Origin of the sequence: Vibrio sp. 10N.247.311.49, assembly GCF_041467655.1 — a bacterium.
GTDB classification, from domain to species: Bacteria; Pseudomonadota; Gammaproteobacteria; order Enterobacterales; family Vibrionaceae; genus Vibrio; species Vibrio crassostreae_C.
Genome location: NZ_JBFSVA010000005.1, coordinates 120,566 through 136,130, shown reverse-complemented (window position 1 = coordinate 136,130; position 15,565 = coordinate 120,566). Strand labels below are relative to the sequence as shown.

At 43.6% G+C, this 15,565-nt stretch carries 10 protein-coding genes; 5 read left to right on the top strand and 5 right to left on the bottom strand.

Annotated elements, in window-relative coordinates; genetic code table 11:
- Positions 1 to 141: 141 nt before the first annotated feature.
- A complete protein-coding gene (pflB, locus tag AB6E54_RS07615; protein ID WP_017063492.1) occupies positions 142 to 2,418 on the bottom strand; it encodes a formate C-acetyltransferase in 2,277 nt (758 codons plus the stop codon).
- A 307-nt stretch (positions 2,419 to 2,725) separates the two neighbouring features.
- Positions 2,726 to 4,267: a DUF3360 family protein gene (locus AB6E54_RS07610; protein ID WP_008220142.1), complete on the bottom strand. Its 1,542-nt coding sequence runs from the start codon at positions 4,265 to 4,267 to the stop codon at positions 2,726 to 2,728.
- A 799-nt stretch (positions 4,268 to 5,066) separates the two neighbouring features.
- Between AB6E54_RS07610 and AB6E54_RS07605 the strand changes: the two genes are divergently transcribed.
- From AB6E54_RS07605 to AB6E54_RS07590, 4 genes are all read left to right on the top strand, one after another.
- On the top strand, positions 5,067 to 5,837 hold the full coding sequence (locus AB6E54_RS07605) for an ABC transporter ATP-binding protein (RefSeq protein ID WP_004736532.1): 771 nt from the start codon (positions 5,067 to 5,069) through the stop codon (positions 5,835 to 5,837).
- Positions 5,838 to 5,973: 136 nt separating this feature from the next.
- Positions 5,974 to 6,744: an ABC transporter substrate-binding protein gene (locus AB6E54_RS07600; protein WP_010437364.1), complete on the top strand. Its 771-nt coding sequence runs from the start codon at positions 5,974 to 5,976 to the stop codon at positions 6,742 to 6,744.
- A gap of 79 nt (positions 6,745 to 6,823) precedes the next feature.
- On the top strand, positions 6,824 to 7,564 hold the full coding sequence (locus AB6E54_RS07595) for an ABC transporter permease (RefSeq protein ID WP_017063493.1): 741 nt from the start codon (positions 6,824 to 6,826) through the stop codon (positions 7,562 to 7,564).
- A gap of 2 nt (positions 7,565 to 7,566) precedes the next feature.
- Entirely contained in the window at positions 7,567 to 8,244 is a 678-nt protein-coding gene (locus AB6E54_RS07590) for an ABC transporter permease (RefSeq protein ID WP_017063494.1), read from the top strand.
- Positions 8,245 to 8,315: 71 nt separating this feature from the next.
- On the opposite strand, the gene xthA is transcribed toward AB6E54_RS07590, so the two are convergent.
- The 3 genes from xthA to emrD all read right to left on the bottom strand — a co-directional run bounded on the left by xthA (position 8,316) and on the right by emrD (position 12,936).
- Positions 8,316 to 9,122: an exodeoxyribonuclease III gene (gene xthA / locus AB6E54_RS07585; protein WP_010437369.1), complete on the bottom strand. Its 807-nt coding sequence runs from the start codon at positions 9,120 to 9,122 to the stop codon at positions 8,316 to 8,318.
- A 169-nt stretch (positions 9,123 to 9,291) separates the two neighbouring features.
- Positions 9,292 to 11,382 carry a S9 family peptidase gene (locus tag AB6E54_RS07580; protein WP_372107098.1) on the bottom strand — a complete coding sequence of 697 codons (2,091 nt, stop codon included), beginning with the start codon at positions 11,380 to 11,382 and terminating at the stop codon, positions 9,292 to 9,294.
- A 348-nt stretch (positions 11,383 to 11,730) separates the two neighbouring features.
- Complete coding sequence (emrD, locus tag AB6E54_RS07575; RefSeq protein ID WP_017065927.1) at positions 11,731 to 12,936, bottom strand: multidrug efflux MFS transporter EmrD; 1,206 nt, start codon at positions 12,934 to 12,936, stop codon at positions 11,731 to 11,733.
- A 499-nt stretch (positions 12,937 to 13,435) separates the two neighbouring features.
- Between emrD and AB6E54_RS07570 the strand changes: the two genes are divergently transcribed.
- Positions 13,436 to 15,553: a methyl-accepting chemotaxis protein gene (locus AB6E54_RS07570; protein ID WP_102332496.1), complete on the top strand. Its 2,118-nt coding sequence runs from the start codon at positions 13,436 to 13,438 to the stop codon at positions 15,551 to 15,553.
- The last annotated feature ends 12 nt before the right edge of the window (positions 15,554 to 15,565 follow it).

Genomic DNA, 15,565 nt, shown 5'->3' with positions numbered 1-15,565 from the left:
AAAAAAAGTGAATGGCAGGGTGCTTTTTTGCTCAACCTAACATTTCGCGGGATAGGTGAGTGTAGTGCGATTTATTTCAGATATAAAAAAGCCCCGCACATTGGCGAGGCTAATATTATTTACTGTCTATTGAGCGTGAGCTTATAGAGACTCAGTAAATGTACGTGCGATTACGTCAGCTTGTTGCTCTGCAGTTAGAGAGTTAAAGCGAACAGCGTAACCAGATACACGGATTGTTAGCTGAGGGTATTTCTCAGGGTGCTTAACTGCGTCTTCAAGAGTTTCGCGGTTAAGAACGTTAACGTTAAGGTGTTGACCACCTTCAATGCCAGCTTCGTGGTGGAAGTAACCATCCATTAGGCCTGCAAGGTTAGCACGTTGGCTGTCTTGTTCTTTACCTAGTGCGTTTGGCACGATAGAGAACGTGTAAGAGATACCATCTTGTGCGTCAGCAAATGGTAGTTTACCTACAGACGTTAGTGATGCTACAGCACCTTTCTCATCACGACCGTGCATTGGGTTTGCACCAGGAGCGAAAGGAGCGCCAGCACGACGACCGTCTGGAGTGTTACCAGTTTTCTTACCGTATACAACGTTAGACGTGATAGTAAGAACTGACTGTGTAGGGATAGAGTTACGGTAAGTCTTAAGCTTACGGATCTTGTTCATGAACGTAGAAACTAGTTCACAAGCAATATCATCTACACGAGAGTCGTTGTTACCGTATTTAGGGTAATCGCCTTCGATTTCGAAGTCAGTTGCGATACCGTCTTCGTCACGGATTGGCTTCACTTTAGCAAACTTAATTGCAGACAGTGAGTCAGCTGCAACAGATAGACCAGCGATACCACAAGCCATAGTACGACGAACATCACGGTCATGAAGAGCCATTAGAGACGCTTCGTAGCTGTACTTGTCGTGCATGTAGTGAATGCTGTTTAGTGCAGTCACGTATTGCTTAGCTAACCAGTCCATGAATGTGTCTAGGCGACCCATTACGTCATCGTAGTTAAGAACTTCGTCAGTGATCTTGTCTGAAACAGGACCAACTTGCATCTTAAGTTTCTCGTCCACACCGCCGTTGATTGCGTAAAGCATTGTTTTCGCAAGGTTAGCACGAGCACCGAAGAACTGCATTTGCTTACCAACGATCATTGGAGATACACAACAAGCGATAGCGTAATCATCAGACTCTAGGTCAGGACGCATTAGGTCATCATTTTCGTACTGGATAGAAGAAGTATCGATAGATACCTTCGCACAGAAACGCTTGAAGCCGTCAGGTAGTTGCTCAGACCAAAGAACAGTGATGTTTGGCTCTGGAGAAGGACCCATAGTGTATAGAGAGTTTAGGAAACGGAAGTTCGAACGCGTTACTAGCGTACGACCGTCGATACCCATACCACCCATAGACTCTGTTGCCCAGATTGGGTCGCCAGAGAACAGCTCATCGTACTCAGGAGTACGTAGGAAACGAACCATACGCAGTTTCATTACGAAGTGGTCGATCATTTCTTGTGCTTGTTCTTCAGTGATCTTGCCAGCAGCGATATCACGCTCGATGTAGATGTCTAGGAAAGTCGAAGTACGACCTAGAGACATTGCAGCACCGTTTTGAGATTTAACAGCAGCTAGGTAGCCGAAGTAAGTCCACTGGATAGCTTCTTGAGCTGTTTGAGCTGGCTCAGAGATATCGAAACCGTATTTCTCAGCCATTTGCTTGATTTGACCTAGAGCACGATGTTGCTCAGAGATCTCTTCACGCAGTTGCATTGTTTCTGCTAGGTTTTCACCGTTTTCGAATTGCTCTTGAAGAGAAGCAAATTGAGCTTGCTTGTCTTTCATTAGGAAATCAATACCGTAAAGTGCAACACGACGGTAGTCACCAATGATACGACCACGGCCGTAAGCATCAGGAAGACCAGTCAGAACACCAGACTTACGACATTTTAGGATATCAGGAGTGTAGATATCGAAAACGCCAGCATTGTGTGTTTTGCGGTATTCTGAGTAGATTTTTGAAACCATTGGGTCAAGAGTTTCACCGTATGCTTTACAAGAACCTTCAACCATACGCACACCACCGTTAGGGATGATTGCACGTTTTAGTGGCTTCTCAGTTTGTAGACCAACGATAGTCTCAAGATCTTTCTCAATGTAACCTGCATCGTGAGCAGTAATGGTAGAGATAACAGAAGTATCGAAATCTACAGGTGCTTTAGTTGCGTTTTCCTGTTTGATACCTTCCATTACCGAAGACCAAAGCTTGTTAGTTGCTTCAGTACCCTCAGAAACTAGGAAAGACTCGTCGCCTTCATACGGCGTGTAGTTCTTTTGAATGAAATCACGAACGTTTACTTCGCTTTGCCACTCACCTGCAGCAAAATCTTCCCAAGCTTTAGCAAATTGCTCTGCCATGACATACCTACCTTTTTAGTAGAAAAAATACGTACATTAACACTGTTGAGCCAGCGCCCCTCGTAAGGGTAGTACACTCTTATTAATAACAATATATATGAGCATATAAGCGTCATATGGTTATATATATTGTCACTACCTTTTATATGTTGTCTTTACTCTATGAATTCAAGACTACGCTAAAAAATTTCTGTAAACCTTAAACTAAATCAATAAATGCCAAAAAAAGTTGAAAAAATTTGAGTGGCAGGGGTTGCCACCCAAACTTTTTTTTAATCCTAATACTACTTTTGTGTAGTAAGGACCATTATAGCCAAGCTTTTAGGCCATATTGACTTTCTAGCATACCAACTGCAAGCATTGCTACTAGACAGATAACTAAAACGCCAACTGGGATAACAATCTTATCTACAAATGATAGACGCTTCGCACGCTCTTTATCACCAATTAGACCGTTATTATCTAGAAGCATAGTCAGTGCCCATGCTAATACTGGGTTAACAACCGCTGAACCGAAGATACAGATACCAGCTGCTTGAGAGTCTTTTGAATCTTTAACCATCTGCATACCCGCTTCAAGTAGAGGTAGAGATACACCTACAAGTAGCGCAACACGCATCACTGGTGGCCATACTGCTACGTCCATTGGGAAGCCAAGAATCGCAACAATAATACATAGAGAGCCAAGCAAGATTGCGCCGCCAGGGATTGGACGTTTCGCGATTGCTGCTGGGATCATGTAAGTACCCCAAGATGAAGTGATGTTACCACCACCAACTGCTGTACCTACCATTTGACGAACTGAACACATAGTCATTGTGTCGTCTACGTCCATCAGTACTTTTTCAGACTTTTTAGGGTAGTTCAGTTCTTGGAAGATACGGTGACCTAGGAAGTCAGGTGACCACATTGCTACTGCTAGGATTGCAAATGGTAGAGAAGCGATGAAGTGCTCAACGTTTGGTAAACCAAGCATCCAACCTTCTTCAGTAGAACCCCACCAGTAGATTGGGTTTAGGTTTGGAATGCCTGTTTCAGTTACGAATTTGATATCGAAACCAGCACCAAGTACTAGAGCAATAGCTAGACCAGTGAAAGCACAAACAGGGATTGCTAACCAACGCTTGTTCACTTTAGCAAGGAATGCATATAGACCGATGGTAACGGCTAGAACAATCAAACCGATGTAACCCATGCTACCAGCAGCGACAGTGTCAGACTGAAGACCAACAGCCCAAGCTTGAATTGAGTTGATTTGGCTCATTGTACCGGTTAGACCCAAGAAGATGAGCAAGCCACCCGCCGTACCTTCAGAGGTAAGGTTAACAAGTTTAGACCCACCTTTTAGGAAGCTTAGGATAAGACCGAAGACACCGATAAGGATTGCCAATGCAAGAGGGTGAGCACCAGCAAGAGCGATGGTACCAATAAGAGGAATCATTGGGCCGTGGTTACCGGCAAGGTTAGCTTTAGGGTTAAAGAAACCAGAAGCAAGGATACAGAACAGCAGTGCAGGGATAAGCATTTCTACACGAGCGACTTCAATCGCAAAGTCTTTACCAAGGTTTACGTGATCCCAAGCTTGAGTTAGGCCTTCAGCCCAAGACATCATTACTGCAGAGTACATCGCGATGATACCAATGGTACCAGCCAGTGCAGGAACAAGGTCTTCTAGTTCAAAGCGGAAGTCACGGCCAGGAAGGTTTAGGCCAAAGCGGCGAGGCTTCATGATTTGAAGTTCGTGATCTAGATAATCTGAGCGGTTCTCAAATTCAGAAGCAGGGCGGTGTAGCTCTTTATAGCTTTTCTCTTCTACTTCAGAGTTCGCATTGTTCACAACGTCTGACATAGATTCCTCATATTTTATGTTAGTAATTCTAAAATTGAATTCTATAAGTTCGCGTAATTGCGTAATTGCGTTATTTCTTAGTTATAACTCATTAACATCATGTTGCACGGTTTTGATGTGCTTTATGCAGCTAAGTTAAAAGAAATGTTTGGCATTTTTAATGCCTTATTCTTTGCTGAGGAGTCTAACAAGCTTACCCTTTAGGGTGATTGATCTTGATCACTTTATGAGTATATGTGAAAGAAAGCTACAAAACGCAGCGATTCATTAACTTCCCATTGATGAATCGTGTAATTAGTTTTCACAAATTGACGTTTACCTATCTTCTTCGAGCCTTTGTCGTCATGGATTGAGTTCAATACTCAATTCTTACTGAGTTATTTCACTATTACTTGCTTCCCAACTGTTCCGAGTGAAATGCTTACAATGTAATAACCTTAAAATAATTGTGCCTTACGGTGTGTATGTAGTGTTGAGCGTGCAGATTATATTTTGCAGATCTCGGCGTATCTAAGTTCACAAAACTTGTTTTTCTTGTGAGACATCAAGCTACGTGAATCTCATTTTGGTTAACTTTATTTAAACAATGTAAAGGGTGTAATTACAGCTTATTGATAGAACTCATTCATTAAATTGAGGCGAAAACGCTACCTTTTGCATAATAAGTCAGAGTGAATCGCTATTTATTCCAATTTATTAGGTTAATAATTTGTTGCATGTTGTTTCGTGTGGTGCTAGTTTGTATCGCATGAAAAGGTCGGAGTACCTTGCATTTTCACAAACTTGGGAGAGAAAGCGCATGAAAGATGTACCAGCGCTGGACATAAAGGATCTACACAAAACGTTTGGTCAAAATGAAGTTTTAAAGGGAATTTCACTTTCTGCGCACAAAGGCGATGTTGTATCGATTATCGGATCTTCAGGGTCGGGTAAAAGTACTTTCCTTAGATGTATCAACCTTTTAGAGACACCAACTGCAGGCGAGATTTGGGTTAATGGCGAATTAATTCAAATGAAAAACAACCGCCAAGGCGTATCTGTTCCTGCTAATGAAAAACAAGTACAGCGAATCCGTTCTCGCTTAGCGATGGTTTTTCAAGGCTTCAATCTTTGGTCTCACCTGACCGTTCTCGAAAACGTTATCGAAGCGCCTGTTCACGTCTTAGGTGTACCTAAAGCACAAGCGATTGAAAATGCAGAGCTACTACTTAAAAAAGTAGGCTTGTATGAGCGCAAAGATTACTACCCAGGTCATTTATCCGGTGGACAACAACAACGAGCGGCAATTGCTCGAGCGTTAGCGGTTGATCCGGAAGTGATGCTGTTTGATGAGCCAACATCAGCACTTGACCCTGAGTTAGTAGGGGAAGTACTTGGTGTAATGCGAGATCTAGCAGAAGAAGGAAGAACCATGCTTGTGGTAACACATGAAATGGCTTTTGCTCGTGACGTATCAAACCATGTGATGTTCCTGCACCAAGGTCTAGTGGAAGAACAGGGCGATCCAGCTAAACTGTTTACGGAACCTGAATCTGAACGTTTACAACAATTTATCTCATCGATTTACTAATCAGAATTGAAACGCCGTTGCCAAGGTAAACAGCGACGGTGTGAACAATAAAACACAACAAGTAAGTTAATAAGCAACAACAAACACAATATTAAAACTAGCAAAACATAAAAACCTAAATCACAGGAGTAGGGATATGAAAAAGTGGTTATTAGTCGCGGCACTTGCTGCAACTGCTGCAACGGGCGTAGCTCAAGCAAAAGAATGGAAAACAGTACGCTTTGGTATTGAAGGTGCTTACCCTCCATTTAGCTGGACAGAAGCTGATGGTTCACTGAAAGGCTTCGATGTCGATATGGCTAACGCACTTTGTACTGAAATGCAGGTGCAGTGTAAGATCGTTGCACAAGACTGGGATGGTATCATTCCTTCTCTACTTGCTCGTAAATATGATGCGATCATTGCGGCAATGTCTATCACGGAAGAACGTAAGAAAAAAATCGACTTCACAGGTAAATACGCACTTATCCCAAACAAGTTCATCGCTAAGAAAGGTGCAGGCCTTAACTTTGATGATCTAAGCGGTCAAAAGATTGCCGTTCAACGTGCAACAACTCACGATAAATACCTAACAGACAACTACGGCGATACAGTAGAGATCGTTCGTTACGGTTCATTCGACGAAGCTTACCTTGATCTAGCAAACGGTCGTGTTGCTGCTGTACTAGGTGATGCATCTGCTCTAGAAGAAGGCGTGCTAAACAAAGCTGGTGGTGAAGACTACGAGTTCGTTGGTCCATCACTAACTGATCCTAAGTGGTTCGGCGAAGGTTTTGGTATTGCTCTACGTAAGCAAGACAAAGATCTGACTAAGCAATTAGATGCGGCAATCCTTTCACTACGTGAAAAAGGCATCTACCAAGATATCGCGGCTAAATACTTCAACTACGACGTATACGGTCAGTAATCTTTAGCGTCAATTCTTAAGGGAGAGGTTCTCCTCTCCCTGTCTTACCAACTTTTTCGCAGTTCTGTTGGAATCCATTATGTTTGATTTACAAGGATATGAAGCGTCGATCCTGAAAGGGGCGGTGCTCACAATCGAAGTTGCCTTGCTGTCGCTAATTTTAGCTATGGTTCTTGGTATGCTAGGTGCCTTAGCAAAACTCGCGCCTTATCGCTGGGCTCGTGCTATTGCAACCCTCTACACAACCGTCATTCGAGGTATTCCCGATCTCGTATTGATGATGCTGATTTTCTTTGGTGGACAAATCCTTTTAAACAACAGTTTGTATTCCATCAACGAGTGGCTCAACGAGTGGTTTGCATCCAGTGATCCTAACCACGAATGGACCTCTTACCTACCTGATTATATTGATGTCAGCCCATTTGTTGCTGGTGTCTTAACCATAGGCTTTATTTTCGGTGCCTATATGGCAGAAACGTTCCGTGGTGCCATCATGGCTGTCGACAGCGGTGAAATGGAAGCGGCAAAAGCTTATGGTATGAGCCCTGTAAAGGCGTTTCACCGCATACTGCTACCGCAGATGATTCGTCACGCATTACCGGGTTTTGGGAATAACTGGCTGGTATTACTTAAAACCACTGCGCTGGTTTCGATTATTGGCCTAGAAGACATGGTACGTGTTAGTGCACTGGCGGCGGGTTCAACCAAAATGCCATTCACTTTCTACATGACTGTGGCGATTATCTTCTTATTCTTCACCAGTGTTTCAACGGGCTTACTTAAGCTGGTTGAACGTAAATTCAGTATCCACGCGAGGTAGTTATGGACTTTTCATTGATAATTGAAAGCCTGCCGATTTACCTTGGTGGTTTATGGACAACGGCTTGGATGGTTTGCGTTGCTTTGATCATTGGCTTATTCGTCGCCATACCACTAGCTATCGCTCGTAACAGTCCAAATATGCTGATTAATGCTCCGGCTTGGTCATTCATCTATTTCTTCCGTGGTACGCCATTATTGGTGCAGTTGTACCTGATTTACTACGGAATGGATCAGTTCTTCCCTGTAAAAGATACACTATGGGAAAATGCATGGTTTTGTGCTTTGGTGGCATTCATCCTTAACACATCGGCATACACAGCTGAAATCATTCGCGGTGCGATTAACGGCTTACCAAAAGGTGAAGTTGAAGCAGCAAAAGCGTATGGCATGAGCACACCTAAGACATACCGACGTATCATTCTGCCAAGTGCATTACGTCGTGCATTACCGGCTTACAGTAACGAAGTTATCTTTATGCTTCACGGCTCAGCCGTTGCAGGTATTGTGACGATTATGGATCTAACGGGTGCAGCTCGTTTGGTTAACTCTCGCTACTATGCTCCGTTTGAATCTTTCCTAACAGCAGGTCTGTTTTACATGGGGTTGACGTTTATCATCATTGCGATTTTCAAATTCGCAGAGAAACGTTTCTTAGCTTACTTAAGACCACTTAGCTAATTACACATCATAATTAACAAAACGGCGCTTCTATAGCGCCGTTTTTTATGAGCAGATTCTGTTGCTGTTGATTACTTAAACGTTGACCAAATCGGAGCGTGATCTGACGGTTTTTCAATGCCGCGTAGCTCGTAATCGATGCCAGCTTCAGTACACTTATCGGCAAGCTTTTGAGTCGCTAGGACTACATCAATACGCAGGCCGCGGTTGTCTACGAAGCCTTTTGAGCGGTAGTCAAACCACGAGTATTGGTCGTTTACTTCAGGGTGCAGTAAGCGGAAGCTATCCACAAAACCCCAATCCATCAGTGTTTTCAACCATTCTCGCTCTTCTGGTTGGAAAGAGCACTTACCTGTTTTCAACCAACGTTTCGCATTAGGTTCACCGATGCCGATGTCTGCGTCGATAGGGCTGATATTAATGTCGCCCATCACAATGACTTGTTCGTCTTTGTTGTGGTAGTCATTTAGGTAAGTCATCAAGTCTTTGTAGAACTGGCGTTTGTACGGGTATTTTGTTTCATGCTTGATGTTATCCCCTTGAGGGAAGTAGCCATTTAGCACGGTAACCTTTTCACCATTTTCATCTTCAAACGTCGCCATGATCATGCGTTTTTGATGGTCTTCATTATCTGTTGGGAAACCCTTCTGCACAGAAATAGGCTCTTGCTTACACAACATTGCCACACCGTAGTGGGCTTTTTGACCGTGGAAGTAAACCTTATAGCCCATTGCTTCAACATCAGCAATTGGGAAGGCTTCATCGTGCACTTTTATCTCTTGCAGACCAATCACGTCGGGTTGGTGTTTGTCGATAATAGCTTGCAGTTGGTGAAGGCGGGCTCTAAGACCGTTGATGTTGAAGCTAATTACTTTCATTTGTTTTTATACCTCTCGTAAACCTTTGTCACTGCTTGTTTTTAAAGGTTTTTGATTTGGTGGATTTCATGGTTCATCGTATTTAACCATGCTTAATAATTTCTGTCGCCACTTTGTAGAGACAAAATGGCGACATTAAATGATGTGAATACTTACAGTTACGTAGAATCTATTGAGTCTTAAGTAAATCCAAAAAGAACGCGTATTCAAGTGCGTCTTCTTTTAATCGTTTAAATCGGCCAGAAGCGCCACCGTGACCGGCTTCCATATCGGTTTTGAACAGCAATACGTTGTTGTCTGTTTTCATTTCACGCAGCTTCGCAACCCATTTCATTGGCTCAAAGTACTGCACCTGTGAGTCATGCAGGCCTGTCGTTACCAACATGTTCGGGTAGTTTTGTACCTTAATGTTGTCGTACGGTGAGTACCCCAGCATGTAATCGTAGTAGGCTTTATCGTTCGGGTTACCCCATTCGTCATACTCATTGGTGGTTAGAGGGATCGATTCATCGAGCATGGTTGTCACAATGTCTACAAACGGAACATGTGCACCAATACCACGGTACAGTTCTGGTGCTTGGTTGATGATTGCTCCCATCAATAGACCGCCAGCAGACCCCCCAACGGCGAACACTTTATCTTTCGCGCCGTAGCCTTCTTCAACAAGCTCTTTGGTTACATCAATAAAGTCGTTGAACGTGTTTTGTTTGGTCAGTTTTTTGCCATCTTCATACCAAGGGCGACCAAGCATTTCTGAACCGCGGACATGTGCGATGGCATAAACAAAACCTCTATCCAGTAGGCTTAGGCGAGTTGAGCTGAAGGTAGGTTCAATCGTAGAGCCGTAAGACCCATAGCCGTATTGGTAGATTGGGTTAGTGCCGTCTTTCTTAAATAAGTCTTTACGATAAACCAAAGAGACAGGAACTTGCTTACCATCGCGAGCCGTAATCATGATTCGCTCTGATTGGTAGTTATCCGCTTCGAAACCACCTAATACGGGTGTTTGCTTCATGAGTTCGGATTCACCTGTACTTAGGTCGAAATCATAGTAAGTACCTGGCGTGGTTAAGCTGCTGTAATAGATACGAACTTTTGCGTTATCTAATTCATAGTTACGCGTTAGGTAAGCGGCAAATGCGGTGTCGTTAAATTCAAGTGGGAACTCGTTGCCTGTTGAGAGTTGGCGAACTTTCACTGTAGACAAGCCATCCGCGCGTTGTTCGTAAACAAGATGGTCATCAAACAACTCGAAATCTACAAGCTGAGTATTATCGTCTGCTGGGATGACATCGACCCATTTTGAGCGATCATGCATCTCTTCGGCGGTGACTTTCATTAAACGGAAGTTGACCGCTTGGTAGTTGGTGTAGATGTAATACCAATCACCTAGCTTAGCGATGCTGTACTCTATGCCGGTCTCTTTTGGGTAGAAAGCCTCAGCTGTAGCCTTTGGGTTGTTGGCATCGATGACTGAAACACCGCTGGTTTCTGTGCTCGAGTGCCAAATGTAGACCTGTTCACCATCTTTGCTTTTGCTCAAAGAGGTGTAGTAAGCGCTATCGGTCTCTTCGTAGATTAACTCATCGCTTGCTTGATCTGTGCCTAATACGTGGCGGTAAACTTGATAACCCAGCAATGTTTGTGGATCTTTTTTGATGTAGTAGAAGGCTTGGTTGTCGTTTTGCCATGCGATTGCACTCGAAGCGCCTTCAATTTCATCTTTTAGGTATTCACCTGTTGTGAGGTCTTTGATCTTGATGGTGTAAATGCGGCGGCTTAGCGTATCTTCGCCATAGGCCAACAAGTTTTCGTCTGGGCTGATCGTTAAGCCACCAATACTGAAGAATTCATGTTCTTTTGCTAGCTCGTTAACATCTAAGATGACTTGCTTGTCTGTGCCTAAAAAGTTTTTTTCACGCAGGTGAACTGGGTATTCGTTGTCACCTGTGACCTTATTCGAGTAGTAGTAACTGCCTTTGCGAACCGGTACCGAATTGTCGTCTTTTGCGATTCGGCCTTTGATCTCTTCAAATAATTGTTTTTGTGCTGCTTCTGTATGTTTCAACACTGTATCTGCGTACTGATTCTCTTGCTCAAGTTGTTGCAAAATCTCTGGATCTTGGCGTGCATCGTTGCGCATCCAGTAGTAATCATCGATTCGGGTGTCACCATGAATCGTCATTGCGTGAGGGACTTTCTTAGCAACGGGTGCTTGGGTTTGCTGAGCGACGAGCTGTGATTGAGAGTAGTGGTTCATGGTTGAGATTCCTTGATTGCTGCATCCGGCGACAAGCGCTATTGATACGGCTAATGTGGTTAAAGCGATACGCATCTGTATATCCTTAGTGTGTACCTTACTCGTTTTAATGCCAGCATCCTTTGTTGTGAGAGTTCAGGTACGTTGGTGTTCTTCCAGTGATATTATTTATAATTGGATTCTGGATATGCACCTTCATCGTAAGTGTCTGTTATTGTTTTTAAAAAATCAAAGCAATGTTAAATGAAATTACTGATACGTGAGAGTGGAAGGAATAAATGTGCAACAAAAAGGGACACACTTTTCAGTATGTCCCTTTCCTTTGTTTAGCAAGATTCGAGTTTTACGTTAAATAGCCAATGGCATTTCGTTTGAGTGGTCAGGTTTACGATTAACCCAACGTAAACCAAGCATAGCGATGAATGACATAGCAATCATCAGGCAACCGAGTGGCAGTTGGTCTTGAGCTGGGAAGAACGATGCCAATAGTGTTGCGATGCCAGCACCTAGGTTTTGCATACCACCTAAAATCGCACCTCCAGTACCAGCGTGGTACGGGAATGGCGAAAGTGCCCCTGTTGTTGCTGCTGGGAATAATATGCCAGCGCCCAAGAAGTAAATTGTGGCACCGCCAATCAAAGTTAATGCTGTTGTTTGACCAAACAGACCCGGTATCAATACCACTGTTGAGCCTACCAATATCGCAACCAGACCAACATTCAATGCACGGCGCTCAGAGCGACGTTGTGCGATGTAACTAGATAAGCCTGCACCGACTAAGTAACCTGGAATAGGCAAGACAAACAGCAAGCTTACTGTGGTTGCCGGTAAGCCAAGTACGCCACCAAGCAACACACCTGCCGCTGCTTCAAATACGGCTACACCAGCAAAGGTTGCGACTAATACCAATAAGAAACCTTGGAAACGTTTATCAGACAGAACGAACTTGTAGCTGTTGGCAACCGATTCATGCTTGCGTCGTTCTTTCGGCAGTGTTTCCATCATGCTCGTCATCATAGTGATCACAACAGCAATACCAAACAGCGCAAGGAATAAGTAGCTAGAACGCCAGCCGAAAACTTCTGTTAGGTAACCACCCAGTACAGGAGCCATCAATGGTGAGAAAATCACACACATGCTAATCAAGCTGTTTGCACGGTGCAGCTCTGCGCCTTCAAAACAGTCGCGAGTCAATGTACGAGACATCGCACCACCACAACCGATGCCCAAACCTTGGATAAAGCTGCCCGCTAAGAACCATTCATATTCGTGAGCGAACAATGCTACCAAAGTACCGATGATGTAGATGATCAAACCAATCACGATGATCGGTTTACGACCTAGGCGATCTGAAAGTGGGCCGTAAACAAATTGCGACAGACCATAAGGGATCAAGTAACACGCCATCACTGCCTGCAGTGAAGATGCCGAAACTAAGAACTCACCTGCCATATGACCGATAGAAGGCACGTACATCGTTTGAGTCATTTGACCTACGGCAGTCAGAATAGCGATTAAAAAGGTAAGTTTCGCTAATGGAAACGAGGCGGACATTTGCGTATCTCTCCAAAAATTAAGACGTAAAAAGCCTTAGCGCTCCATTAAAGGAGAGCCAAATGAATAAAGTGTTCAGGGAATCTAGGCGCGAGATATTAGATCTTGATTGCGGGCTTAGCAATCAAAAAGTGTGAAGTTGAGCAAGATAAAAATCTATAACTTGGATTACAAAAACTAATCCGAAGTTACTGCATTTTAAAGAGGGAGAGGGTGGAGTGGGCTTCCTTTAAATATCGATGTTCTGGCTATGTCCAAAGCGCTAAAACCTAAGCAACACAGCTAATGATTATATGAGTACATCATTTGAAATCACAGAAAAAAGGAAGAAAACACGCTCTATTAACATTTGTATAAACTTTCGTTTTATATGTAAGCAATTTGTGCTGTAATTATCCGCTAAGCTATTCGTCTAACTCATTTACATTGTGTACAGCAATTCGTTGTCGATGTGATAGTTATGGTTATGGAAGTCTTTTGGCTTAAATAAGGATATTAAATGCGCTCTCTATCGGTACAGTGGAAAATAACCCTCTTAGCAGGTTGTTGTTTAATCATTACGTCACTGTCTCTTATTGGTTTCTCGATCTACAACGCGACGAGCAATCAACAAGTCATCAAATCTCAAAGTTCAGAATCAGTTATCAATAAAACTCAGCAGTTGCTGGCGTCTGTTTCTCAGCTAAACGCTCAAGAAACTCAACGTTATGTAGACGAAGCTATTTACCGCGCAGAGATGCTTGCGGCCAGTGCTCAGTTTCTAAAAAACAATGCAGACGAAAACTTTACACCAAGTGAAGAGCTTCGTACCGCCTTGGATGAAATGGTTCGTCGCTCGGTTTTAAACTTCGACTCTATTCAAGGAGCGTATCTAGTTTTCAAGCCTGACTTGCTCGATAGTGAAGATGCGAATTATGTCGATGCTGATTATGTTGGTTCTAACGAAAAAGGTCGTTTTGCTCCTTACTGGAAGGTGGCAGATAACGGTGAAAATGTTCTAGCGAACGTTCTTTCAGAATCTATCTTGAATGATGACAGCAATAGCGAACGTTTTTACTGTCCTTTGTCTTCAGGGCAAACGTGTATTAGTACGCCGAGAGTCCTGAACAGCGGTGGTGTAGCACTACTTACGTCCTCTATTTCAGTCCCTATTTTGGTTGACGACGTTGCTATTGGTTTTCTTGGTATTGATCTAAGACTTGATGGTTTAACCAGTGTGATTACTCAATCTGACCAGAGCTTGTTTAACGGTGCGGGTAAAGCTTACGTGGTTAGTCTAGATGGTTCGGTCATCGCTTCTGATGATTCAAGCATTGCAGTCGGTTCAACTTTCCAAAGTGGCAATACAAACAGTGATTTAATGACCGACTTTATCTTTGGTGGTGAAGTGACAACGCAATGGAGCGAGAACGGTGAGTGGTTACTTGCCTTTGCACCTGTTGTTGCAGCTAACCAAACTTGGGGGGTGTTGTTTGAGATCCCAAGAGACAGTGTCGTCGCTGACGCAAATAAATTGGATTCCATCATTAGCACTAAGCTAAGTGAAGGCATCAAAACAGAAGTGATCGCCGGTACAGTGTTTATTATCTTTGGCTTAGCCATTATCGCATTTGCTTCCCTTTCAATTGTGAAGCCTATTCGACAAGTGGTTGAGCGACTTAATGATATTGCTTCTGGTGAAGGTGATTTGACCCAACGTTTGGAAGTGAAATCTCAAGACGAAATTGGTCAGCTATCCAAAGGGTTCAACTTATTCTTAGACAAGCTACAACACACGATCAAAGAAGTGATTCACACCACTGAGCAAGTGGCGAGCACGACAAGCCAGGCTAAAGCATCGGCATCAAGCACTCGAGAAAGCAGTGAATCTCAATTTAAAGAAGTGGATCTTGTGGCGACAGCGGCAGAAGAGATGACTCAAACTGCGGGCTTAGTGGTACAAAACGCAGAAGTGGCCGTTGATGCTGCTTGTGAAGCGAATCGTTCTGCTCAACAAGGGCAACAAGTCATCGAACTTTCAGCCGGTGAAATGAGAAAGCTGGTTGAGCGTATGTCGAGTGCTGTTCCTATTGTTGAAGAATTGGCAAAAAATAACGGAAACATCACCGAGATCTTAAGTGTGATTGAAGGGATCTCTGAGCAAACTAACTTACTGGCATTGAACGCGGCGATTGAAGCGGCTCGTGCTGGCGAACAAGGTCGAGGTTTTGCTGTTGTTGCGGATGAGGTAAGAAACCTCGCAAGTCGCACCCAGTCATCGGTTGGTGAGATCAGAGCGGTGATCGACAAGGTTCATGCTGGAACTCAAGATGTCGTTGAAGCAATACAAGAAGGCAATATCCTAGCTAACGATACAGCACTACACGTTCAGAAAGCAGTTGAAGATCTGGGGTCGATCTTTACTTCTATTGAGGCGATCAGTGATATGAACAGTCAGATCGTTCGAGCAGCCGAAGAGCAACAATCGGTTTCCGGTGAAGTAAATCAAAGCGTGGTTAATATTCGCGATTTGAGTGCGAAGATCTTGGAGCAAGCCGCGGCTTCTGAGCAAGTCGGCAATGAAATTGACCAACTGTCTCAACAACAACAGAAGTTGGTCAATCAGTTCAAGGTATAAGCATTAAGCCTT